We start from the raw sequence: 21,555 nt of genomic DNA, 5'->3' as shown, positions 1-21,555 counted from the left end.
GAGGCGGCAGGGTAGGGACCTTCGGCCCGTGCGGGTGGTGACCCGGGCGGGTAGAAACGAGGCATGATCCGGGTGTTCCTCCTCGACGACCACGAGGTCGTCCGTCGTGGCCTCGCCGACCTGTTGCAGAGCAGCGGCGACATCGAAGTGGTCGGTGAGTCGGGCTCCGCGCCGGAGGCCGCCCGCCGGATCCCCGCCCTGCGGCCGGACGTGGCGATCCTCGACGCCCGGCTGCCCGACGGCAACGGCATCGACGTGTGCCGGGACATCCGGGCCGTGGACTCCTCGATCAAGGGCCTGATCCTCACCTCGTACGAGGACGACGAGGCGCTCTTCGCCGCGATCATGGCGGGTGCGTCGGGTTACGTGCTCAAGCAGATCCGCGGCACCGACCTGGTCGACGCGGTGCGCCGGGTCGCCGCCGGCCAGTCGCTGCTCGACCCGGCGATCACCACCCGCGTGCTGGAGCGCATCCGCAGCGGCGTCGAGCAGCCCCGCGAGTTGAAGACGCTCACCGAGCAGGAGCGCCGCATCCTGGAGTACGTGGCGGAGGGGCTGACCAACCGGGAGATCGCCGGGAAGATGTTCCTGGCCGAGAAGACGGTGAAGAACTACGTCTCCAGCGTGCTGGCGAAGCTGGGCCTGGAGCGGCGTACCCAGGCCGCGGTGCTCGCCGCCCGGCTGCTCGGCAAGGGGCACTGACCGTCCGCCGCGTCGGCGTCGGCCAGCCGACGTCGCCGGTCAGTCCCGCAGTGGGACGCACCAGTTCAGCTCGGTGCCGTGCGGCTCCACCCGGCGTACCTCGAACCCGCCGCCGTGCCGCTCGGCGCGTTCGCGCAGGTTGACCAGGCCGCCCCGGGCGGCGGCCGGGTCGCAGCCCACGCCGTCGTCGGTGACGGTGACGGCCACCTGGTGGGCGTCGACGCGGACGGCGACGGCGACCCGGCGCGCCTGGGCGTGCCGGACCGTGTTGGAGAGCGCCTCGCGGAGCACGGCGGTGAGGTCCGGTCGGACGGGGTCGGGCACGGCGCTGTCGATCGGCCCGTCCAGCTCCAGGACGGGACGGAAGCCGAGGGATTCGGCGGCCAGGTCGACGGCCTCGCGGATCTCGGTGCGCAGCGCCGCGCTCATCGGGGTGCGCAGCTCGAAGATGGTGCGGCGGATGTCCCGGATGGTGGCGTCCAGGTCGTCGACGGCCGCGTTGATGCGCTTGGCGACCTCGGGCCGGGCGGCCATCGGGGCGGCGCTCTGCAGTTGCAAACCGGTGGCGAAGAGCCGCTGGATCACCACGTCGTGCAGGTCGCGGGCGATCCGTTCGCGGTCCTCCAGGACCACCAGCAGTTCGCGTTCCTCCTGGCCGCGGGCGCGCTCCATGGCCAGCGCCGCCTGGCCGGCGAAGCTGCCGAGCAGGGTCACGTCGTCGTCGGTGGCCCGGCCGGCGCCCGGCCGGTGGGCGATGACCAGCACGCCGTGCAGGGTGTCCGCCGCGGCGAGGGGGGAGACCACCGCGGGTCCGGCGACCACCGGCACCGGCCACGGCGCGGCCTCGGCGAGGTTCGCCACCAGTTCGTGCCGGTGTTCGGTGACGGAGCCGGCGAAGCTGGTCTCGCCGGCCGGCAGCACCGCCGCGACCAGCTCCCGGGCGGCCCCGTCGGCCGAGTCGACCACCTCGACGGTGAACTGGCCGGCGTCGGAGTCGTAGAGCAGCACCAGGGCCAGCTCCGCCTCGGCGACCTCCCGGGCCCGGCGGGCGACCAGGGTCAGCGCGTCGGTGCGGCGTACCTCACCGAGCAGCACCGAGGTGATCTCGGCGGTGGCGGCGAGCCAGCGCTCCCGCCGGTGGGCCAGCGCGTAGAGCCGGGCGTTCTCGATGGCCACGCCGGCCGCCGCGGCGAGGGCGACCACGATCTCCTCGTCGTCCTCGCTGAACTCCGGCGCGCCCTGCTTCTCGGCCAGGTACAGGTTGCCGAAGACCTGGTCGCGGATGCGCACCGGCACGCCGAGGAAGCTGTGCATCGGCGGGTGGTGCGGCGGGAAGCCGTACGACTCGGGATGCTGGGTGATGTCGGGCATCCGCACCGGGCGCGGCTCGTCGATGAGCAGGCCGAGCACGCCCCGCCCGTGCGGCAGGTCCCCGATCGCGGCGTGCAGCTCCGGGTCGATGCCGTGGACGATGAAGTCGTGCAGCAGCCGGTCCGGCCCGATCACGCCGAGCGCGCCGTAGCGGGCGCCGACCAGCTCGCAGGCGGACCGCACGATCCGTTGCAGGGTGCTGCGCAGGTCGAGGTCGGAGCCGATGCCGACGACGGCGTCGAGCAGGGCGCGCAGCCGCTCCCGGCTGGTCATCACCTCGCCGACCCGGTCCAGCATCTCCTGGAGCAGCTCGTCGAGGCGGACCCGGGACAGCGGGCTCAGCCCCAGCGAGGGAGTGGGGTGCTCGGCGCGGGGCTTCGGTGCACTGGCCACCGGGGGATGCTATCGCCCGGTGGCCGTCCGGGAGGAGGCCGTCACGAGCGCTGGTCGCGTACCGCCGCGGTGTCGACCACCTGTTGCACCGGCAGCCGCGGCGTGTGCGGCGGGCCGGCGTGTGCCGGGTCCGCGATCCCCAGGCGCAGCACGAGGTACGGGAAGCCGAGGCCACGAAGCAGCTGACGCAGGGTCTGCCGGGTGCCGGGCACCTCCACCACCCCGGACAGCGGCATCATGGACACCCCGAGCCGGGTGGCGGTGAGCCAGGCCGCGGAGAGCGCCTCGCCGGCCCGCAGCCAGCTGTCCGGCTCGTCCTCGTCGCCGAAGAGCAGCGCGTACACGGCGGCCTTGTCGTGGCCGGGGCCGATCGGCAGCTCGCCGACGGGCCCGAAGTCCCGCCCCGGGACCGTGGTCTGCGGCTGCTGCTCCGGCAGCACCTCCGGCGGGAGGCCGGTGCCGGTGCCGGCCCGGCTGGTCCAGTACCGCAGCTCCTCGCGCACCTGCGGGTCCTCCGCCTCGACGGTGTCGGCGTGCGACGCCGCCGCGGCGAGCTCCAGCACCTGGTCGCCGTCGAGGATCTGCAACCGGACGCCCTCGGCGCTCACCGCCCGGGCGATGTCACCGACCGCGCTGGTGGGCACCGGCTCGTCGCTGACCGGTCGGCGGTCGGTGTGCCGGACCTGCATGCACTGCACCATGCGCATCGCGTCGGGGTCGGCTCCCGACCGGTCCAGACCGGTCAGCCGGGCGAGCAGGTCCGGCTGCGCCGGGTCGGGCAGCCGCTCCACCACCGCCGTCCACCCCTCGGCGGCGAGCGCCAGCCGGGCGTGGTGCAGCGCCGTCCCGCAGCTGAGCGTCGAGAGGCGTCCCTCCGGGTCGGTGGCGGCCAGCTGGCGGTCCCGGACCACCCACAGCTCCAGGGCGTCCGGCAGGACCCGCCAGCGCCACGGCTGCGTGTTGTGCACCGAGGGGGCGTGTCCGGCGGTGGCGGCCGCCTCCGCGAGCGCGGTGGTCAGCGGCCGGTCAGCGGCCGGCGTCTCGTGGCTCATCGTCAGGACCTTTCCGTGTCCCCGTCGTGCCCGCCCCGACGTCGCGCGGTGCGGGGCCTACCGCTCCATCCTGCGTCACCGCCCGACGGTCCGCACGGGACTCAGGTCCCGTCGTGCGGGCCTTCCGGCCCGCCCGGTTCCTCGGGATCGCCCCGTCCGGCCCCGATGCGGGCGACGACCCGGCGTACGGGCGGAGCGGTGTGGACCCGGAGCGCGGCGGCCAGCGGGGGTCGCCGCGGTCAGAGTTCCCGGGCGACCGCCACCGGGCAGTGCGCGTGCTGGAGGAGCTGCTGGCTGACCGAGCCGAGCAGCATCCCGCGCAGCCCGCCCCGGCCACGGCTGCCCACCACCGCCAGCTGCGCGTCCCGGCTCGCCTCGACCAGGACGGCCGCCGGGTTGCCGGGCGTGACGTCGACGGTGACCGCCACGTCGGGGAAGACCTGCAGGCACCGCGTCACGGCGTCGTGCACGGCGGCCCGCTCCCGCGCGGCCGCCGCCTCGACGTCGTGATCCGGGGCCCGACCGGGCGGCTCGGAGACCCGGACGACCCGCAGCGGCGCCTCCCGCCGGGCGGCGTGCTCCACGGCGAAGCGGAGCGCCACCTCGGCGGGCTCGGAATCGTCGACGCCGACCACCACCGGGCCCACCGCGCCGGCGCCGGTCTCCCGGACGACCACCACCGGGCAGTGCGCGTGCGCGGTCACCGCCAGCACCGTCGAGCCGGTCAGCAGCCCGGTGAAGCCGCCGTGGCCGCGGCTGCCGAGCACCAGCAGCCCCGCCCGCGCGGAGCGTTCCTGGAGCACCAGCGCGGGCGGGCCGTCGTGGACCTCGCCGTGCACGGTGACCGTGGGGCGGGCCGCGGCGGCGTCGGCGGCCGTCTTGCGGACCAGATCCTCGACCTGCCGGCGGGCGGTCTCGTCCGGCCAGACACCCGGGGCCGGTCCCGGCCCGATCCAGCCGGCCACGCTCAGCCACTCGAAGACGTACGCCAGGTGGACCGGCCGGGCGCTGCGTTCCGCCTCGTCGAGCGCCCAGTCCAGGGCGACGGTGGCGTCGGTGGAGCCGTCGTAGCCGACCAGGATCTCCGTCGAGGTCACTGTCCGGCCCGCAGCCCGGGGTCGGTCTCCCGGATCCACCGCCACTCGGCGACCCGCGGGTCGTCCTCACCGAACCGGCGGGTGTAATCCCGACACGACTGGCGGGCGTCGACCATGTCCTGACGCAGGTGGGCGGCGCGCGAGGCGAGCCCGGGCACCCGGTCGATGACGTCGATCACCAGGTGGAAACGGTCCAGGTCGTTGAGCATCACCATGTCGAACGGCGTGGTGGTGGTGCCCTCCTCCTTGTATCCGCGCACGTGCAGGTTCTCGTGGTTGGTGCGCCGGTAGGTCAGGCGGTGGATCAGCCACGGGTAGCCGTGGTAGGCGAAGATGATCTGCTTGTCCTTGGTGAAGATGGTGTCGAACTCCTTGTCCGACAGCCCGTGCGGGTGTTCCGAGGCGGGCTGGAGCCGCATCAGGTCCACGACGTTGACCACCCGCACCTTCAGCTCGGGCAGGTGCCGGTGCAGCAGGTCCGCGGCGGCCAGCGTCTCCATCGTCGGCACGTCCCCGGCGCAGGCGAGCACCACGTCGGGCTCGGCGCCCTCGTCGTTGCTGGCCCAGGCCCAGATGCCGAGGCCGCGGCGGCAGTGCTGGATCGCCTCCTCCATGGACAGCCAGTTCGGCGCCGGCTGCTTGCCGGCGACCACCACGTTGATGTAGTGCTGGCTGCGCAGGCAGTGGTCCATGGTGGAGAGCAGGGTGTTGGCGTCCGGCGGCAGGTAGACCCGGACCACCTCGGCCTTCTTGTTCATCACGTGGTCGATGAAGCCCGGGTCCTGGTGCGAGAAGCCGTTGTGGTCCTGCCGCCACACGTGGCTGGAGAGCAGGTAGTTCAGCGAGGCCAACGGCTGCCGCCAGGTGATGCCCCGGGTCACCTTCAACCACTTGGCGTGCTGGTTGACCATCGAGTCGACGATGTGGATGAACGCCTCGTAGCTGGTGAAGATGCCGTGCCGGCCGGTGAGCAGGTAGCCCTCCAGCCAGCCCTGGCAGAGGTGCTCGGAGAGGACCTCCATCACCCGCCCGTCGGGGGAGAGGTGGTCGTCGTCGGGCACCGTGCCGGCGACCCAGGCCCGGTCGGTGACCTCGAACGCCGCGCCGAGGCGGTTCGAGGCGATCTCGTCCGGGCCGAAGAGGCGGAACGTCTCCGGGTTGGCGGTGATCACGTCGCGTACCCAGGGGCCCAGCGCGCCGGTGGCGCCGGCGATGGTCTCGCCGTGCCGCTGCACGTCGACCGCGTACTCGCGGAAGTCGGGCAGGTTCAGCTCGCGCAGCATCATGCCGCCGTTGGTGACCGGGTTGGCGCTCATCCGCCGGTCACCCTTCGGGGGCAGGGCGGCCAGTTCGGCGACCGGGGCGCCGGTGGCGTCGAAGAGCTCCTCCGGTCGGTAGCTGCGCAGCCAACGCTCCAGCTCGGCCAGGTGCTCCGGGTTCTTGCGCACCGCGTCGATCGGCACCTGGTGGGCGCGGTAGGTGCCCTCGACCTGCTCGCCGTCGACGTCGCGCGGGCCGGTCCAGCCCTTCGGCGTACGCAGGATGATCATGGGCCAGCGGGGGCGTTCGACGGTGCCGCCGGAGCGGGCCCGGCGCTGGATGGCGGCGATCTCGTCGCACGCCCGGTCCAGGGTGGCCGCGAGGAGCTGGTGCACCTTCGTCGGGTCGTCGCCCTCGACGACGTACGGCTGGTGGCCGAAGCCGCGCATCATGTCGAGCAGGTCCTCGCCGGGGATCCGGTCCAGCACCGTCGGGTTGGCGATCTTGTAGCCGTTGAGGTGCAGGATCGGCAGCACCGCCCCGTCGCGGGCCGGGTTGAGGAAGACGTTGGAGAGCCAACTGCCGGCCAGCGGGCCCGTCTCGGCCTCGCCGTCACCGATGACGCAGGCGACCAGCAGGTCGGGGTTGTCGAACGCCGCGCCGTAGGCGTGGCTCAGCGCGTACCCCAGCTCGCCGCCCTCGTGGATCGAACCCGGCACCTCCGGTGCCACATGGCTCGGGATGCCGCCGGGGAAGGAGAACTGGCGGAACAGCTTCGCCAGGCCCGCCTCGTCACGGCCGACCCCGTGGTACAGCTCGCTGTAGGTGCCCTCCAGCCAGGTGTTGGCCACCAGGGCCGGGCCGCCGTGGCCGGGGCCGGTGATGAACATCGCCGACAGGTCACGGGCGACGATGATCCGGTTGAGGTGCGCGTAGAGCAGGTTCAGCCCGGGGCTGGTGCCCCAGTGGCCGAGCAGTCGGGGCTTGACGTGCTCGGGCGTCAGCGGTTCGCGCAGCAGCGGGTTGTCCAGCAGGTAGATCTGCCCGACGGTGAGGTAGTTCGCCGCCCGCCAGTAGGCGTCCAGCCGGCGCAGCTCGTCGTCGGTCAGTGCGCTGTGCGGGTCGAGAGCGGTCTCCATGCTGCGTCAGCCTCTCGCACGTCGGGGACTTCTGCATTCCGGAAGCGGACATCCGCCCCGGGGCCTGTCCAGCGTCGCCCGGCCCGGCGCGCGGCGATCAGGGCCGTTGGTCCCGCGACCGCAGGGCGTCATGACCCGTCCGGCGGCGTGTCGGCCAGGCCGCGGACGATGATGACCGGCGACGGCGCGTGGTACAGCAGGGACTGGCTCACCGCGCCCAGCATGCCGCGCCACGGTTCGTCGCCCCGGGCGCCGACCAGCGCCAGCTGCGCCGACCGCGACTGCTCGACCAGGACATCGCCGGGTTCGCCACGTACGGTGTGGCACTCCGTTGCGACCGTGGGATGGTGCCGGCCGGCCCGGGCCACCGCCTCGAGGAGCACGTCGTCGCCGTCGTCGGCGCGTCCCGGCTCGAGCACCCGCACCGCGAGCAGCCGGGCCTCCCGGCCGGCGGCGCAGTCGAAGGCGAAGTCCAGCGCGGTCCGCGAACTCGTCGACCCGTCCACCCCGACCAGCACCGGCCCGGAGACGGCCGGCTCGGGGCGGACCACCAGCACCGGGCAGCCGGCCCGGGCGGCGAGCTGCACGCCGGTCGCGTCGGCCGGCACGCAGTCCCCGCAGCCGGCCATCCCGCCGTCGCCGATCGCCAGCAGGAACGCCGTGTCGGAGCGGCGGATCAACGCGGTGACCGGAGCGCCCTCGACGATCTCGCCGCTGACCGTCACCGTCGGTTCGACCTCGTGGGCGACCTCGGCGGCCCGGTCGATGAGCCCCTCGGCCTGGTCGCGGGGCCGGGATACCGAGGGCTCCTCGAACGCCGCCTGCCAGTTGAAGGCGTGCAGCAGCACCAGGTCCCGGCCGTGCGCGGCGGCCTCCCGGGCGGCCAGCCGGACGACCTCCATGGCCTGCGGCGACGGGCTGATGCCGGCCACGACCGGCGTACCGGCGGATCCGGTCATCCGGCTCACCTCCCGGGCGCCCCGTACCGTACGGCCACGCCGACCCCACCGACGCTAGTCGCGCCACCGCCCCGCCGGGCCGGGATCGGCGCACTCGGGCAGGCCCGGACCGACGCCGGCGTGTCGGGGCGGCGGGGTGCCGGACGCCTCAGCGGAACTGGACCCGGGCCACCGCGTCGAAGACCCGCGCGCCGAGCAACCGGCGGGTGTGCACCATCGTCCAGGCGGCGGCGGTGACCAGGTAGCGGGTGCGGGGCCGGCCGGCGGTGACCGCCCGCTCGATCACCCGGGCCACCGCCTCCGGCGTCGCGGTGAGCAGCCGGTTCGAGTACGACCTGGCCATCGCCGCGTCGACCGAGGCGACCATCTTCCGGTACGGCCCGTCCTGCTCCGCACCCGCGCCGAGCGACTCGGCGGCCACCGCGCCGAACCCGGTGCGGATCAGTCCCGGCTCGACGATCGCCACGTCGATGCCGAACGGCCGCACCTCCTGGCGCAGCGCGTCGGAGATCGCCTCGACCGCGTACTTGCTGGCGTGGTAGTAGCCGCCGCCGGGGAAGACCAGCCGGCCCCCCATCGAGCTGACGTTGACGATCCGGCCCCGACCGGCCCGGCGCATGCCGGGCAGCACGAGCTGGGTGAGGCGGCTGAGCCCGAAGACGTTCGTCTCGAACTGGGCCCGCACCCGATCCATCGGGGCCTGCTCGATCGGGCCGTACTCGCCGTACCCGGCGTTGTTGACCAGCACGTCGACCTGGCCGTGCTCGGCTTCGACCGCGGCGACCGCGGCGCGCATGGACGCCTCGTCGGTGACGTCGAGGGGGAGCAGCCGGGTGCCGGTGTCGGCCAGGTCGGCGATGGCCTCGACCTTGCGGGCGGTGGCGTAGACGGTGAGCTCCGGCCGGCGGGCGAGCTGCCGCACGGTGGCGCGGCCGATGCCGGAGGAGGTGCCGGTGATCAGGACGGTGGTCATGACGGGGCTCCAGGCTGGGACAGCCCGGCGACGACCAGCGCGACGCCGTCGCGCAGCCGTTGCCGGGGCAGGTCGGGGTCGGTGAGGTCGGCCTCGAGGCCGCGGGTGAGCGCGACCAGCACCTCGGCGACGGAGCGGGCCCGGGGCCCGGCCGCGTCGGCGAGCGCGCCGGCCACCACGTCGGTCAACTCCCGGGTGTACGCCTCGACGAGGTCCCCGGTGAGCCTGGTGCTGGCGTCGAGCAGTTCGGCGGCGTGCCGGCTGTCCCGGTGCAGCTTCAGGGTCAGTTCGAGCTTGGCGCCGAGCACGCCGCACAGCCGCTCCCCGGTCGTTGACGCCGGGTCGGCGGCGGCGGCCCGGGCCTGGGCCAGCGAGTCGGCGAAGAGCCGCTCGGCGAGCCGCCGGTAGGCGTCGTCCTTGTTGCGGACGTACTGGTAGACGGCGGGACGGGAGATGCCGGCCGCCGCCGCGATGTCGTCCATCGTGGTCCGCCGCACCCCGTGCCGGGTGAAGCACTCGTAGGCGGCAGCCAGGATCACGTCCAACCGTTCACTCGACACGCTGACAATAATTGCACAGAACGTCAGCTCGTCACAAGCGCCCTGCAAGGGGCATGCGCGCTGGCGGCCGGCCCGAACCCACGAGCGGAACCTCAGGTACGCCATGGCGGGCGTTTGACAGCAATGGCGTTCCACTCGCGCAGTCGTCCGGCGTTGCTGGGCGCGTGACGGGTGGCGGTGGCGGCGTGGCCCGGGGGGAAGTGGGCCGGTGTGGGTGGCCTGGGGGCCTCAGTGGGGGGCCGGGTGGACCCGGAGCACCACGGCGGTGGCGTTGTCGTCGCCGCCCGCGGCGAGGGTGGCGGCGAGCAGGTCGCGGACCGCCCGGGTCGGGTCCGGACCGGCCAGGTGTTCGCGCAGCGGGTGGTAGTCGAGCTGGTCGCTGACCCCGTCGGTGCAGAGCAGCCAGGTGTCACCGGGGCGCAGCGGGACGGCGAGCAGGTCGGCGGTGGGCGCGTCGGGGTGGCCCACGTAGCGCAGCAGCTGGTAGCGGGCCCGGGCCGCCTCGGGGGAGTCCGCCGCGTACCAGCCGTGCAGCAGGCCCAGCCAGGCGGCCGTGTGGTCGACGGTCGTCAGCTCCAGGAGGCCGTCGCGCAGCCGGTAGGCGCGGGAGTCGCCGAGCTGGACGACCCAGGCCTGCTCGCCGTCGGGCTCGGCGAGCAGCGCGGTCAGTGTGCAGCCGGTCAGCTCGGCCAGTCGCGCGCCGGCGGCGCGTACCCGGGACTGGGTCTCGGCGACGGCGGCCCGCAGCTGCCGTGGCCCCGTCCCCGGCCAGCTGGCGTGGACTCCCTCGACCAGGGTGGTGATCGCCGTGCTGCCGGCGACCCGGCTGCCCTGCCCGGCGCCCATCCCGTCGGCGACCGCGACGAACGGCAGCGCCGGGTCCACGTGCAGCACGTCGAAGTTCGCCGGATAGCGGTGACCGACCACGCTGCCGGCGGCGATCTCCAGCTCGACCGCGCCGACCCGGTGTCGCAGCGCGGTGGGGCGGTCGGGGGAGGGGCGGCGGCGCACCGGCCGACGCTAACACCGCAGCCGGCCGGAGATGTGTCAACCAGAGTTGACAACGTGGCGCTGTCAACGTACGTTGACAGCATGAGTCAGGCGACGGAACTCGCGGCGGCAGCCGGCAGCACCGATCCGAAGATCGGGCTGCGGGCGGTGCTCGCCCTGCGCCGGCTCCTCGAACGGCTGGAGGTGGTCCAGGTGGACAACGCCCGACGGCAGGGCTGGTCCTGGCAGGAGATCGCCGACGCGCTCGAGGTGAGCCGGCAGGCGGTCCACAAGAAGCACGCCGGGCGACCGGCGGTCCGCGGCAACTGGGAGGCGTGATGTTCGAACGGTTCACCGACCGGGCCCGCACGGTCGTCAGACGGGCGATCGAGGAGGCCCGGGCCGAGGGGCAGCGCCCGGTCGGCACCGAGCACCTGTTGCTGGCCCTGCTCGCCGACCCCGACGCGCTGGCCGCCCGGGTGCTCACCGACGCCGGCGTGAGCGTCGGCGACCTACGCGCCCGCGTCGCCCGGCACACCGCCGACGACGGCGCCGGCCTCGGCGCGGCGGACGCCGCCGCGCTGCGGGAGATCGGCATCGACCTGGCCGCGATCGTGGCCCGGATCGAGGAGTCGTTCGGCCCGGACGCGCTGCGGGCGGCGGCGCCGGCGCCCCGCCGACGCTGGGGCCTGAAACGGTACGTCGAGGGCCTCTTCTCGCCCCGCTCGAAGAAGGCGCTGGAGCTGTCCCTGCGCGAGGCGCTGCGGCTGCGCCACCGCCACATCGGCACCGAGCACATCCTGCTCGGGCTGCTGCGCGAGGGCGGCGGACTCGGCGCGCTGGTGCTCGCCGAGGCGGGGGTCGACCTGGACGACCTGCGCCGCCGCGTCGAGGTCGCGGCGCGGACGGCGGCCTGACCGCTGTCCGGCGACGACGGCGAGCGGTTCCACGCCGCGGCGCAGTGGCGGACCGGCCGGAGTCGCACCACGAGCGGCCCCCGGGGTCCGGTTCGGTCACCTGCGAGGCGGCGACCGGCCGGCCCCGGCCCGGCGGGGACGCGGCGGTGACCTGCGGGTCGGCCGGGTCCGCCGGGTGACCGACATCGCGGATCGGGCGGCCCGGGGCGAACGGGTCGATCGGTGGCGGCGCCGCTGAAACCTGTTTGCGGCACACGCGACGTCGGGCCGCGTGGGCTCGCTGACCGACCGGTGTTGCTGCACACTTGCGCCGTGGATGGTGGACAGGACAGGCGCCCGGTGACCGCTGACGATGTCGCACCGCGCTCGGCGGTGGTGGTCAACCCCGCCAAGGTGACCGATCTCGATGATTTCCGGCGTACGGTGAACGACGCCCTCGGCGCGGCCGGCTGGCCCGAGCCGACGTGGTACGAGACCACCGTCGCCGACCCGGGCCGGGGCCAGACCGAGGCGGCCGTGCGGGCCGGCGCGCAGGTGGTCTTCGCCTGCGGCGGCGACGGCACGGTGATGGCCTGCGTCAGCGGGCTGGTCGGCACCGACGCCGCCCTGGCCGTGCTGCCCCAGGGCACCGGCAACCTGCTCGCCGCCAACCTCGGCCTCTCCACCGACCTGGCCGCCGGGCTGGAGGTCGCCGTCGAGCGTGGGCTGCGCCGGCTCGACGTCGGTGCGGTCGACGACCGGTACTTCGCGGTGATGGCCGGGATGGGCTTCGACGCCCAGATGCTCCAGGACACCTCCGAGACCACCAAGGCGCGGATCGGCTGGCCGGCGTACGTCATGGGAGCCGCGAAGCACCTGCGGGACCGGCCGATGCGGGTCTCGATCCGGATCGACGACCGGCCGCCGCTGCGCCGCCGGGCCCGCTCGGTGCTGGTCGCCAACGTGGGCCGGCTCCAGGGCGGCGTCCGTCTGCTCACCGACGCCGAGCCGGACGACGGCTGGCTCGACGTGGCCGTGCTCACCCCCCGTACGCTGCGGCACTGGCTGGCCCTCAGTTGGGCGCTGATCCGCCGGCGTGGCAGCGTGCCGCGGATGGAGGTCCTCCGGGGCCGCCGGGTCGAGATCACCAGCAACCGGGCGCAGCCCCGCCAGCTCGACGGCGACCTGATCGAGCCCGGGCGGACGCTGACTGTCGAGGTCCGGCCCGAGGCGCTCTGGCTCTGCGTGCCGCGGCCGGAGCGCCACCCCGACCTGGCGATGGACGCCGACGCGGCGGCGGAGCGCGGCGAGGAGTTGATCGAGGAGGCGCGCCGTGAGTAGCACCAGGCTCGTGCCGGAGACCCGGCTGATGTCCTCCGACGAGCTCTCCGCCGACGACGCCTGGCACACCCTGCGCCGCCAGGGCGGCTGGTCGCTGCTGCGGGACGCCTTCATCCGGTTCCGCTACGGCGACGGATTCAGCCACTCCCGGGCCTTCGCGTTGCAGCTCTGCCTCGCCGTGGTCCCGTTCATGATCGCGCTGACCGGTCTGATCACCGAGCTGGGCGTGGAGGAGGGCGGCCAGGTGGTCGCCGACACCGTGCTGGCGCTCACCCCGGGCCAGAGCGAGCAGGTGGTCCGGGAACTCCTCGGCGACGGCGAGCGCACCGAGGACGCGGGCGAGCTGGCGCTGACCCTCGGTCTGCTCACCGGCCTGGTCGCGCTGACCACCACCATGGCGCAGATCGAACGGGGCGCGAACCGGATCTACGGCGTGGAGCGGGACCGCCCGGCCCTGGCCAAGTACGTCCGGGCCGCCGTCCTCGCGGTCACCGCCGGCGTGCCGGCGCTGACCGGGTTCCTGATCCTGGTCGGCGGCGGGGCGATCGGCGAGTCGGTGCAACGGCACTACGAGTGGGGTGATGTCGCCGGCGGCGTCTGGGACGTGGTGCGGTGGCCGCTGAGCCTCGCGCTGACCGTGGTCGCCGTCTCGGTGATCTTCCGGCGCGCGCCCCGGCGCAACCAGCCCGGGCTGTCCTGGCTCTTCTTCGGCGGCGGCATCGCCACCGCGCTCTGGTGGCTGGCCAGCCTGCTGCTGGCCGCGTACGTGCGGTTCAGCGACGGGTTCGGGCAGACCTACGGCGCACTCACCGGGATGATGGCCCTGCTGCTCTGGGCCAACCTCACCGGCATGGCGCTCTTCGGCGGGCTCTCCTTCGCCGCCCAGCTGGAGGCGATGCGGATCGGCGTGCACGAGCCGGCCCAGCCGGACCTGTGGGAGCCGGAGACCGAGCGGGAGCCGCTGCTGGACACCGGGGAGATGACCTCGCTCTGACCCGCCCCGCCGCCCTGCGGGTGTACGCGAAGCGCCGATCGGGTACTGCGCGTCGCCAGGAGATAGGGAGGCTGCCGTGAGCGCGGTGAAGGACGTCTTGGCACGACCCCTGGGTCATTTCACCGAACGGACGCTGGCCGGCCTGGCGCTCGTGCTCTGCACCGGCGTCGGCTTCGGTCTGCTGCTGGTCCTGGTCCGGGTCCGGTGGTCTCCGCTCTACGACGTCGACCACGGCGTGGCCGCCGGGCTCAACGACCTGGTCGCGCCGCACGGGCCGCTGGTGACCGTGCTGACCGCGCTGACCGACCTCGGCGGCCGGGCGGTGATCATCTGGCTGGTCTCGGTGGCCGTGATCGGCCTGCTGATCCGCCGCCAGAGCCGGCTGGCGGTCTTCCTGATCGTCACCGGCGTCGGCGCGCTGATCCTCGACCCGGCGCTGAAGACGCTGGTCGACCGGCTCCGCCCCGAGGTGGAGGTGCCGATCGGCGCCTACTCGGGGAACAGCTTCCCCAGCGGGCACGCGCTGGGCTCCTTCGTCGCGTACGGCGCGCTGCTGCTGGTCTTCCTGCCGGCCATGGCGCCGCGCTGGCGCAGGCCCGCCATCGCCCTGGTCGCCACCGTCGTGTTCCTGATCGGCCTGACCCGGATCGCGCTCGGCGTGCACTTCGTCTCCGACGTGCTGGGGGCCTGGCTGCTCGGCGCCGCCTGGCTCGGCGTCACCGCGTACGCCTTCCGGCTGTGGCGGCTGGAGCGCGGCCGGCGGCTGCCGACGCTGACCGAGGGGCTGGAGCCGGAGGCCGCGCACGAGGTGGCACCGGCGCCCGACGAGGCGCACCTGCTGCCGCACCCCCGGGCCGCGGTCTTCGAGCTGCTGGTCGGCTGGGTGCTGATCCTCGGCGCGCTCTACGGCTTCGGCATCTTCGTCAGCTACCACGCCGGCGGGACCTTCTTCGCGACCCTCGACACCGACGTGCCGCGGTGGTTCGCCGAGCACCGCACCCCGGGCCGGGACGACGTCAGCTACTGGTGGAGCAAGGCCGGCGACACCCACGCCATCCTGCTCATCTCGCTGGTCTTCTGCCCGCTGGTGCTGGCGATCTGGCGTCGCTGGCGTCCGGTGCTCTTCGTGGCGCTGGCCATGTTCGGCGAGCTGAGCCTCTTCCTGGCCACCGCCGCGGCGGTGGACCGCCCGCGTCCGCCGGTGGGCAACCTCGACGGGCCGATGCCGACCTCCTCCTTCCCGTCCGGCCACATCGCCGCCACCATCTGCGTCTGGGCGGCGATCACGCTGGTCGTCCTGCCGCGCACCGACCGGTGGTGGCGCTGGCTCTTCGTGGCCCTGGCGGTGATCATGCCGGTCGGCGTGGCGATCTCCCGGATGTACCGGGGCATGCACCATCCGACGGACTTCATGGGCGCGATCCTGCTGAGCGCGCTCTGGATCGGGTTGCTCTACTGGGTGGTCCGCCCCAACGCCGACGTCGCGGAGGGCAACGTGCCGGCCATCGAGTCGGAGCAGCTCCACGAGCTGGACGACGAGCTGGCCAAGGCCGCCCGGGTGGACTGACGTGCTGCGGGTGATGACCTGGAACATCCGGACCGGCGGCCGGGACCGCGACGGTCCGGGCCGGCTGGACCGGGTGGTCCGGGTGGTCACCGGGCAGCGTCCGGACGTGCTGGCGGTGCAGGAGCTGCGTGGCTTCGACGCCGGCGGGGTGCTGGCCGACTTCGCGGGCCGGGTGGGGATGCGTCCCCACCTGGCCCGGTCCTTTTTCGGCCAGCCGGTGGCGGTGCTGGTCCGGCCGCCGTGGCGGGACGTGGCCGCGGCCCCGCTGCGCCGCCCCTTCCACCACGCCGCCCAGCGGGTGGTGCTGGCCACCGACGCCGGCCCGGCGACGGTGCTCAGCGCGCACCTCGACCCGTACTCGGGGTTGCGGCGGCGGGTGGAGGCCGGTTGGCTGGCCGCGGCGGTTCGCCGGGCGCCGGGCGAGCTGGCGCTGCTCGCCGGCGACCTGAACACCCTCGACCCGGGCGACGACCACGCCGAGCGGGTGGCCCGGCTGCCGGCGGCGTACCGGCGGCGGCACCTGCGCCGCGACGGGCACACCGTGGAGACCCGGGCGGTGGCCCGGCTGCTCGCCGCCGGCCTGGTCGACCTCGGTGCCCGGCCCGGTGTCGCCGAGGCGGGCCTGACGGCGCCGACCCGGCACGGCGGCGGGGCGGAGTTCTCCGGCATGCGGTTGGACTACCTCTTCGCCACGCCCCCGTTGGCCGCCCGGGTGCGGGACTGCCGGGTGCTGCGCGGCGGGGAGACCGAGTACGCCTCCGACCACTATCCGGTCGTCGCCGAACTGGCCCTGGACCCGGCCTGACGCGCCGCCGTCCCACCGGCGGCGTGGTCCCGGGACAGGACCGGCCCGCCGCGGGCGAGGGCGGCGTGGAAGTCAGCTCAGAGGACCAGGTTGAGCAGGACGGTCAGCACGACCGAGGCGAGCACCGAGAAGAGGATCATCAGGAGGCAGCCGAGCCCCCCGCCGAGCGGACGGATCTCCGTGTTGCCGATGCGCATGGTTCACCTCGTCAGGGTTGGGGCGAGCAGGGTGCGGATCGCGCCGGCCACCTGCTCCGGGGCGGTGGTGACGACGTTGTGCGCGGCGCCCGGCACGGTGGCCGTCCGGGCGTGCGGGACGAGCTGGGCGGCCCGGTCCCGCCACGATCGGGGGACGACCGGGTCCCGGTCGCCGGTGAGCACCAGGGTGGGCGCGGCCACCCGGACGAGGTCGGCCTCGATGGCGTTGCGCACCGAGTGCGACAGCGTGGCGTAGACCCGCCAGGGGCGGGCGTCGGCGACGTCCCGGGCCAGGATCGGCGCCTGCAACGGCGCCTCCCGCAGGGTGTCGACCAGCCAGCGGCCGAACTGTCCGCGGCGGGTGCGGGCCGCCGGGTCGCTGGTCGGCCCGGCCAGCACCAGGGCGCGTACCGCCTCGGGGTGGTGGGCGGCGAGCGCGGCGGCCACCTCGGCGCCGAACGAGTGGCCGAGCAGGCAGACCGGCGGCAGCCGGTACGCGGCCAGCCAGGCGGCCAGGTGCGCGGCGTGCTCCCGTACGTCGTAGGCCCGGTCGGGGTGCTCACTGAGGCCGAAGCCGGGCAGGTCGGGCACGTACACCGGATGGGTCGGGGCCAGCGCGACGGCCAGCGGGGTGAGGTAGCGGTGCGAGACGGCGAGTCCGTGCACCAGCACCACCGGGGCGGCGTCCCGGGTGGGGTCGCCGCCGCGCCGGGTATGCGTACGCAGCCCGTTCACCAGCCGCCACTCGCTGGTCAGCCCGGCGGCCGGTCGGGGCGCGGCGAGCGCCAGGCGCAGCTCGGTCGGGCCGAACCGCCCCGGCGCGGTGAGCGTGCCGGTCACAGCTCACGGAGCCGGGGTAGCAACTGCTCCTGCGCCCAGTCCAGGAACATCGGCTGGGTCTCGCCGCCCACCTGCACGATCGCCACGTGGGTGAAGCCGGCGTCGACGAACTGCTTGAACGCCTCGACGTGCCGGTCCACATCGGGGCCGCAGCTGATGCCCTGGGCGACGTCCTCCTCGCGGACGAACTGGGTGGCGGCGGCGAACGCCTCCGGGCCGGGCAGGTCGGCGTTGACCTTCCAACCCATGCCGAACCAGCGGAACTGGTCGTGCACGATCTTGCGGCACTCGGCCTCGTCCGGGCCGTAGCAGATCGCGACCTGGCCGAAGCGGGGCTGGCCGACGCCGCCCGCGTCGTCGTAGAGCTGGATGATCCGGGGGTCCGGCTCGGTGGCGACCAGGCCGTCGGCGTACTCGGCGGCGAGCGCGGCCGACGACGGCCCGGAGGCCGCGACGGCCATCGGGACGGGCCGGTCGGGCCGGTCCCACAGGTACGCCTCGGGCACGTCGAAGTGGTTGCCGGAGAAGGTCAGGGTCTCGCCGTTGAGCAGCGGCCGGATGATCTGGAGCGCCTCCTCGAACATCTCGTGCCGCTGCTGCACGTGCGGCCAGCCGCCGACCACGTGCTCGTTGAGGTTCTCCCCGGCGCCGAGGCCGAGGGTGAACCGGCCGTCGGAGAGCGCCCCGACGGTGCTGGCCTTCTGCGCCACCACGGCCGGGTGGTAGCGGAGGATCGGGCAGGTCACGAAGGACATCAGCTCGGCCCGCTGGGTGGCGTGGGCGACCGCGCCGAGCACCGACCAGGCGTAGGGGGAGTGGCCCTGGGTGTCGAGCCACGGGTAGTAGTGGTCGGACATCACCAGCTGGTCGAAGCCGGCGGCCTCCGCCCGCACCGCGTAGTCGACCAGTTGCTTCGGACCGGCCTGCTCGCACATCAGGGTGTAGCCGACGGTGACCATCCTGGTTGCTCCTTCCGCCCGACGGATCGTCACCGGATACCCCGGTCGACGCCGGCCAACCCCCGGTGTCCGTTTCTCCGGACGCCGGCCGGTGCGCCCTGGACGGAAGTCGGGGTCGGCTGCACGGCGAGACTTAACCGGTTCATCGCTCGCAGGTGGCGTGATGTGGAGAGCCGTCACCATTGGCCGACGCCGTCGAGCGGGCTGCCAACTTAACCGGTTGCTATCCGAAGCGCATCGGCCTACGCTGATGTCCGCGCTGTCAGGGAGTACCGGGCGACGGCTGTCGGGCTGCAGCCGTGCGCCACCGTCACCACCCAACCGCCACCCCGCCAAGGGCAACGGGGTCGACCCTTCCCGAGGAAAGCCATGGAAAAGCGACTCACCGTCGCCGGCGTCGCCCTGCTCACCGTCCTCGCCGCCGTCTTCACCTTCGTTCAGCCGGCCCACGCCGCGGCCGGTTTCTCGGTCGCCAACGGCCGGCTCTACGACGCCAACGGCGCCGAATTCGTCATGCGCGGCGTCAACCACGCCCACACCTGGTACCCCCAGCAGACCCGCTCCTTCGCCGACATCAAGGCGTTGGGCGCCAACACCGTCCGGGTGGTGCTCTCCAGCGGCGACCGCTGGACGAGGAACAGCGCCGCCGACGTCGGCAACGTCATCTCCCTCTGCAAGGCCAACCGGTTGATCTGCGTGCTGGAGGTGCACGACACCACCGGCTACGGCGAGGAGGGCGCCGCGGTCACCCTGGACCGGGCCGTCGACTACTGGCTCAGCATCGCCGGTGCGCTCAACGGCCAGGAGAGATACGTCATCGTCAACATCGGCAACGAGCCGTACGGCAACCAGAACTACGGCTCCTGGACCACGGACACCGCGAACGCGATCAAGCGACTGCGCGCCGGCGGGATCGCCCACACCATCATGGTGGACGCCCCGAACTGGGGCCAGGACTGGTCGTTCACCATGCGGAACAACGCCGCCACGGTCTTCAACGCCGACCCGGCGCGCAACACCGTCTTCTCGATCCACATGTACGGCGTCTTCGACACCGCCGCCGAGATCACCGACTACCTGGGCCGGTTCCGCAGCGCCGGGCTGCCCATCGTGGTCGGCGAGTTCGGCTTCGACCACTCCGACGGCAACCCGGACGAGGACACCATCCTGTCGTACAGCCAGGCCAACCGGATCGGCTGGCTCGGCTGGTCGTGGAGCGGCAACGGCGGCGGCGTGGAGTACCTCGACATGGCCACCGGCTTCGACCCGGCGCGGTTGACCAGCTGGGGGCAGCGCATCTTCAACGGCGCCAACGGGATCAGGGCCACCGCCAGGGAGGCCTCGGTCTACGCCGGCAGCACGCCGACGCCGCCGACCCCCACCCCGCCCACTCCGCCCCCGGCCGGCGGTTGCACGGCCAGCTACACCGTCGTCAACCAGTGGCAGGGCGGCTTCCAGGGTGAGGTGAAGGTGACCGCTGGCTCGGCCGCCATCACCGGCTGGACGACGAGGTGGACCTTCGCCGGAGGCCAGACCGTAAGCCAGTCCTGGAACGTCGCGCTGAGCGGCTCGGGCGGGGCGTACACCGCCCGCAACGTCGACTACAACGGCCGGCTCGGCGCCGGCGCCAGCACCAGCTTCGGCTTCCTCGCCAGCTGGAACGGTACCAACCCCGTGCCGGCGGTGAGCTGCACCGCGAGCTGACGTGCGTCGGTCCACCGGTGGCCGGGTCCGCACGGACCCGGCCACCTCCGGCGAGGCGACCACTTCTTCCCGGAGACCGTCACTGTCGCACTCCACCGGGCGCCGGTCCGGTCGCCAGCCGCGCGGCCCGCATCGTCAGGTAGCGCTGCTCGGGCAGACTGGTCGTCCCGCCCGCCGCCGCCCGGTAGTGCGCCACCGCCCGCTCCCGGTCGCCGGCCATCTCGTACAGGTGCGCCCGGGCCGCGTCGAGGCGGTGGTGTCCGGCCAGCCGCGCATCGTCGGCGAGGGTGGCGAGCGCGTCCAGCCCGGCGGCCGGGCCGTGCACCATGGCGGTCGCCACGGCCCGGTTGAGCGCGACGACCGGGTTGCCGGAGAAACGTTCCAGCACCTGGTAGAGGGCGAGGATCTGCGGCCAGTCGGTCGCCTCGGCGGACGGCGCCTCGTCGTGCAGCGCCGCGATCGCGGCCTGCACCTGGTACGGCCCGACGGGCCCGCGGGACATCGCCCGGGTGACCAGCGCGGTCCCCTCGGCGATCGCGGCGGCGTCCCAGCGGCCCCGGTCCTGCTCGGCCAGCGGGATCAGCTCACCGGACGGGCCGGTGCGGGCGGTGGCGCGGGCGTCGGTGAGCAGCATCAGCGCGAGCAGCCCGGCGACCTCGCTGTCGTCCGGCAGCAGCGCGTGCATCTGCCGGGTCAGCCGGACCGCCTCCTCGGCGAGGTCCACCCGGCGCAGGTCGGGGCCGACGCTGGCGGTGTGCCCCTCGGTGAAGATCAGGTAGAGCACGTGCAGCACCGCGGCCACCCGGGTCTGCCGCTCGGCGTCGTCGGGCATCCGGAAGCCGGTCCCGGAGCCCTTGACGCGGTGCTTGGCGCGGCTGATCCGCTGCGCCATGGTGGCCTCGGGGACGAGGAAGGCCCGGGCGATCTCGGCGGTGCTCAGTCCGCCCACCGCGCGCAGGGTCAGCGCGATCGCCGACGCGGAGGAGAGCGCCGGGTGGCAGCAGAGGAAGAACAGCACCAGGGTGTCGTCCCGGTCCGACGGGCGGGCGAGATCGGCGGGCGGGGCGACGGAGACCGGCTCCCGCCGGGCGGCCCGGTTCTCCCGGTCGCGGCGAGCCGTCTCGGCCCGGACCAGCTCGATCATGCGGCGGTACGCCACCTGGACCAGCCAGCCGCGCGGGTTGTCCGGCAGCCCGTCGACCGCCCACCGGGTGGCCGCGTCCAGCAGCGCCTCCTGCACCGCATCCTCGGCCGTGGCGAAGTCGCCGAACCGGCGGGCGAGCACGCCGAGGACCTGCGGCGCGAGCTCACGCAGCAGGTCCTCGACGGTGCGGCCCCCGACGTCCAGGTCACATCTCCCGGGGCGGGGCCGACATGATCGGGTGCACCTCGACGGGCATGTTCAGCGGTCGCCCGCCGGGCCCGGGCGCGGTGGAGATGTGCGCGGCGATCTGGTAGGCCCGCTCCGGGGTGTCGCAGTCGACGATCCACCAGCCGGCGAGGAACTCCTTGGTCTCGGCGAACGGCCCCTCGGTGACCACCGGAGCGCCGCCCGCGCCGGCCCGGACGATCCGCGCCTGCTGCGGCCCGGCCAGGCCCTCCGCCTGGACCAGTTCGCCCTCGGCGGCGAGCTTGCCGTTGGTGTCGACCATGAACCCGATGTGCGCCTGGATCTCCTCCGCCGTCCAGGTGTCGATCGACGGGAAGTCGGTGCCGGCGGCGCTGAACTGCATCAGCAGCATGTACTTCATGATTC

At 74.0% G+C, this 21,555-nt stretch carries 20 protein-coding genes; 8 read left to right on the top strand and 12 right to left on the bottom strand.

Annotated elements, in window-relative coordinates; genetic code table 11:
* Window positions 1-63 precede the first annotated feature (63 nt).
* Window positions 64-702 (top strand): response regulator, encoded by a 639-nt coding sequence (locus tag AC5L3Z_RS17965; protein WP_494843445.1) that lies wholly within the window; start codon window positions 64-66, stop codon window positions 700-702.
* Between the two features lie 39 nt (window positions 703-741).
* Here AC5L3Z_RS17965 and AC5L3Z_RS17960 read toward each other — a convergent pair whose 3' ends face one another.
* The 8 genes from AC5L3Z_RS17960 to AC5L3Z_RS17925 form a co-directional block, all read right to left on the bottom strand.
* Window positions 742-2,415, bottom strand: a complete 1,674-nt coding sequence (locus AC5L3Z_RS17960; RefSeq protein WP_494843727.1) for a sensor histidine kinase — start codon at window positions 2,413-2,415, stop codon at window positions 742-744.
* A gap of 92 nt (window positions 2,416-2,507) precedes the next feature.
* Entirely contained in the window at window positions 2,508-3,518 is a 1,011-nt protein-coding gene (locus tag AC5L3Z_RS17955; RefSeq protein ID WP_494843443.1) for an Acg family FMN-binding oxidoreductase, read from the bottom strand.
* 239 nt (window positions 3,519-3,757) lie between these two features.
* Window positions 3,758-4,615, bottom strand: coding sequence for a universal stress protein (locus tag AC5L3Z_RS17950; RefSeq protein ID WP_494843441.1), 858 nt, complete (start codon window positions 4,613-4,615; stop codon window positions 3,758-3,760).
* On the bottom strand, window positions 4,612-7,014 hold the full coding sequence (locus AC5L3Z_RS17945; protein ID WP_494843439.1) for a phosphoketolase family protein: 2,403 nt from the start codon (window positions 7,012-7,014) through the stop codon (window positions 4,612-4,614). Before AC5L3Z_RS17945 ends, AC5L3Z_RS17950 begins: the two co-directional genes overlap by 4 nt.
* 128 nt (window positions 7,015-7,142) lie before the next feature.
* The gene (locus AC5L3Z_RS17940; RefSeq protein WP_494843437.1) at window positions 7,143-7,973 is read right to left on the bottom strand and encodes a universal stress protein; all 831 of its coding nucleotides are present in this window, start codon (window positions 7,971-7,973) and stop codon (window positions 7,143-7,145) included.
* Between the two features lie 148 nt (window positions 7,974-8,121).
* The gene (locus tag AC5L3Z_RS17935; RefSeq protein ID WP_494843435.1) at window positions 8,122-8,946 is read right to left on the bottom strand and encodes an oxidoreductase; all 825 of its coding nucleotides are present in this window, start codon (window positions 8,944-8,946) and stop codon (window positions 8,122-8,124) included.
* Window positions 8,943-9,506 carry a TetR/AcrR family transcriptional regulator gene (locus AC5L3Z_RS17930; RefSeq protein WP_494843433.1) on the bottom strand — a complete coding sequence of 188 codons (564 nt, stop codon included), beginning with the start codon at window positions 9,504-9,506 and terminating at the stop codon, window positions 8,943-8,945. Before AC5L3Z_RS17930 ends, AC5L3Z_RS17935 begins: the two co-directional genes overlap by 4 nt.
* A 228-nt stretch (window positions 9,507-9,734) precedes the next feature.
* Window positions 9,735-10,517 carry a PP2C family protein-serine/threonine phosphatase gene (locus AC5L3Z_RS17925; protein ID WP_494843431.1) on the bottom strand — a complete coding sequence of 261 codons (783 nt, stop codon included), beginning with the start codon at window positions 10,515-10,517 and terminating at the stop codon, window positions 9,735-9,737.
* 81 nt (window positions 10,518-10,598) lie between these two features.
* Here AC5L3Z_RS17925 and AC5L3Z_RS17920 point away from each other — a divergent pair, with 81 nt between their 5' ends.
* From AC5L3Z_RS17920 to AC5L3Z_RS17895, 6 genes are all read left to right on the top strand, one after another.
* Complete coding sequence (locus AC5L3Z_RS17920) at window positions 10,599-10,835, top strand: HTH domain-containing protein (protein WP_334525174.1); 237 nt, start codon at window positions 10,599-10,601, stop codon at window positions 10,833-10,835.
* The gene (locus AC5L3Z_RS17915; protein WP_494843429.1) at window positions 10,835-11,413 is read left to right on the top strand and encodes a Clp protease N-terminal domain-containing protein; all 579 of its coding nucleotides are present in this window, start codon (window positions 10,835-10,837) and stop codon (window positions 11,411-11,413) included. Before AC5L3Z_RS17920 ends, AC5L3Z_RS17915 begins: the two co-directional genes overlap by 1 nt.
* Window positions 11,414-11,725: 312 nt before the next feature.
* On the top strand, window positions 11,726-12,733 hold the full coding sequence (locus tag AC5L3Z_RS17910; protein ID WP_494843427.1) for a diacylglycerol/lipid kinase family protein: 1,008 nt from the start codon (window positions 11,726-11,728) through the stop codon (window positions 12,731-12,733).
* A complete protein-coding gene (locus tag AC5L3Z_RS17905) occupies window positions 12,726-13,727 on the top strand; it encodes a YihY/virulence factor BrkB family protein (protein WP_494843425.1) in 1,002 nt (333 codons plus the stop codon). The genes AC5L3Z_RS17910 and AC5L3Z_RS17905 overlap by 8 nt, the downstream gene beginning before the upstream one ends.
* A gap of 76 nt (window positions 13,728-13,803) precedes the next feature.
* The gene (locus AC5L3Z_RS17900; RefSeq protein WP_494843423.1) at window positions 13,804-15,294 is read left to right on the top strand and encodes a phosphatase PAP2 family protein; all 1,491 of its coding nucleotides are present in this window, start codon (window positions 13,804-13,806) and stop codon (window positions 15,292-15,294) included.
* 1 nt (window position 15,295) lies between these two features.
* Window positions 15,296-16,099, top strand: a complete 804-nt coding sequence (locus AC5L3Z_RS17895; RefSeq protein WP_494843421.1) for an endonuclease/exonuclease/phosphatase family protein — start codon at window positions 15,296-15,298, stop codon at window positions 16,097-16,099.
* 200 nt (window positions 16,100-16,299) lie between these two features.
* Here the strand turns inward: AC5L3Z_RS17895 and AC5L3Z_RS17890 are convergent, their stop codons facing one another.
* Together AC5L3Z_RS17890 and AC5L3Z_RS17885 are read right to left on the bottom strand one after the other, a co-directional pair.
* Window positions 16,300-17,136 (bottom strand): alpha/beta fold hydrolase, encoded by an 837-nt coding sequence (locus AC5L3Z_RS17890; RefSeq protein WP_494843419.1) that lies wholly within the window; start codon window positions 17,134-17,136, stop codon window positions 16,300-16,302.
* Window positions 17,133-18,095, bottom strand: a complete 963-nt coding sequence (locus AC5L3Z_RS17885; protein ID WP_494843417.1) for a TIGR03557 family F420-dependent LLM class oxidoreductase — start codon at window positions 18,093-18,095, stop codon at window positions 17,133-17,135. Before AC5L3Z_RS17885 ends, AC5L3Z_RS17890 begins: the two co-directional genes overlap by 4 nt.
* A gap of 369 nt (window positions 18,096-18,464) precedes the next feature.
* On the opposite strand from AC5L3Z_RS17885, the gene AC5L3Z_RS17880 reads away from it, so the two are divergent.
* On the top strand, window positions 18,465-19,799 hold the full coding sequence (locus AC5L3Z_RS17880; RefSeq protein ID WP_494843415.1) for a cellulase family glycosylhydrolase: 1,335 nt from the start codon (window positions 18,465-18,467) through the stop codon (window positions 19,797-19,799).
* 79 nt (window positions 19,800-19,878) lie between these two features.
* Here the strand turns inward: AC5L3Z_RS17880 and AC5L3Z_RS17875 are convergent, their stop codons facing one another.
* Both AC5L3Z_RS17875 and AC5L3Z_RS17870 read right to left on the bottom strand, forming a co-directional pair.
* A complete protein-coding gene (locus AC5L3Z_RS17875; protein WP_494843725.1) occupies window positions 19,879-21,147 on the bottom strand; it encodes an RNA polymerase sigma factor in 1,269 nt (422 codons plus the stop codon).
* A gap of 1 nt (window position 21,148) precedes the next feature.
* Window positions 21,149-21,550, bottom strand: a complete 402-nt coding sequence (locus AC5L3Z_RS17870; RefSeq protein ID WP_494843413.1) for a YciI family protein — start codon at window positions 21,548-21,550, stop codon at window positions 21,149-21,151.
* Between the last annotated feature and the right edge of the window lie 5 nt (window positions 21,551-21,555).

The organism is Micromonospora sp. LZ37, from assembly GCF_059359015.1.
This window is presented reverse-complemented; position numbering and strand designations above follow the sequence as displayed.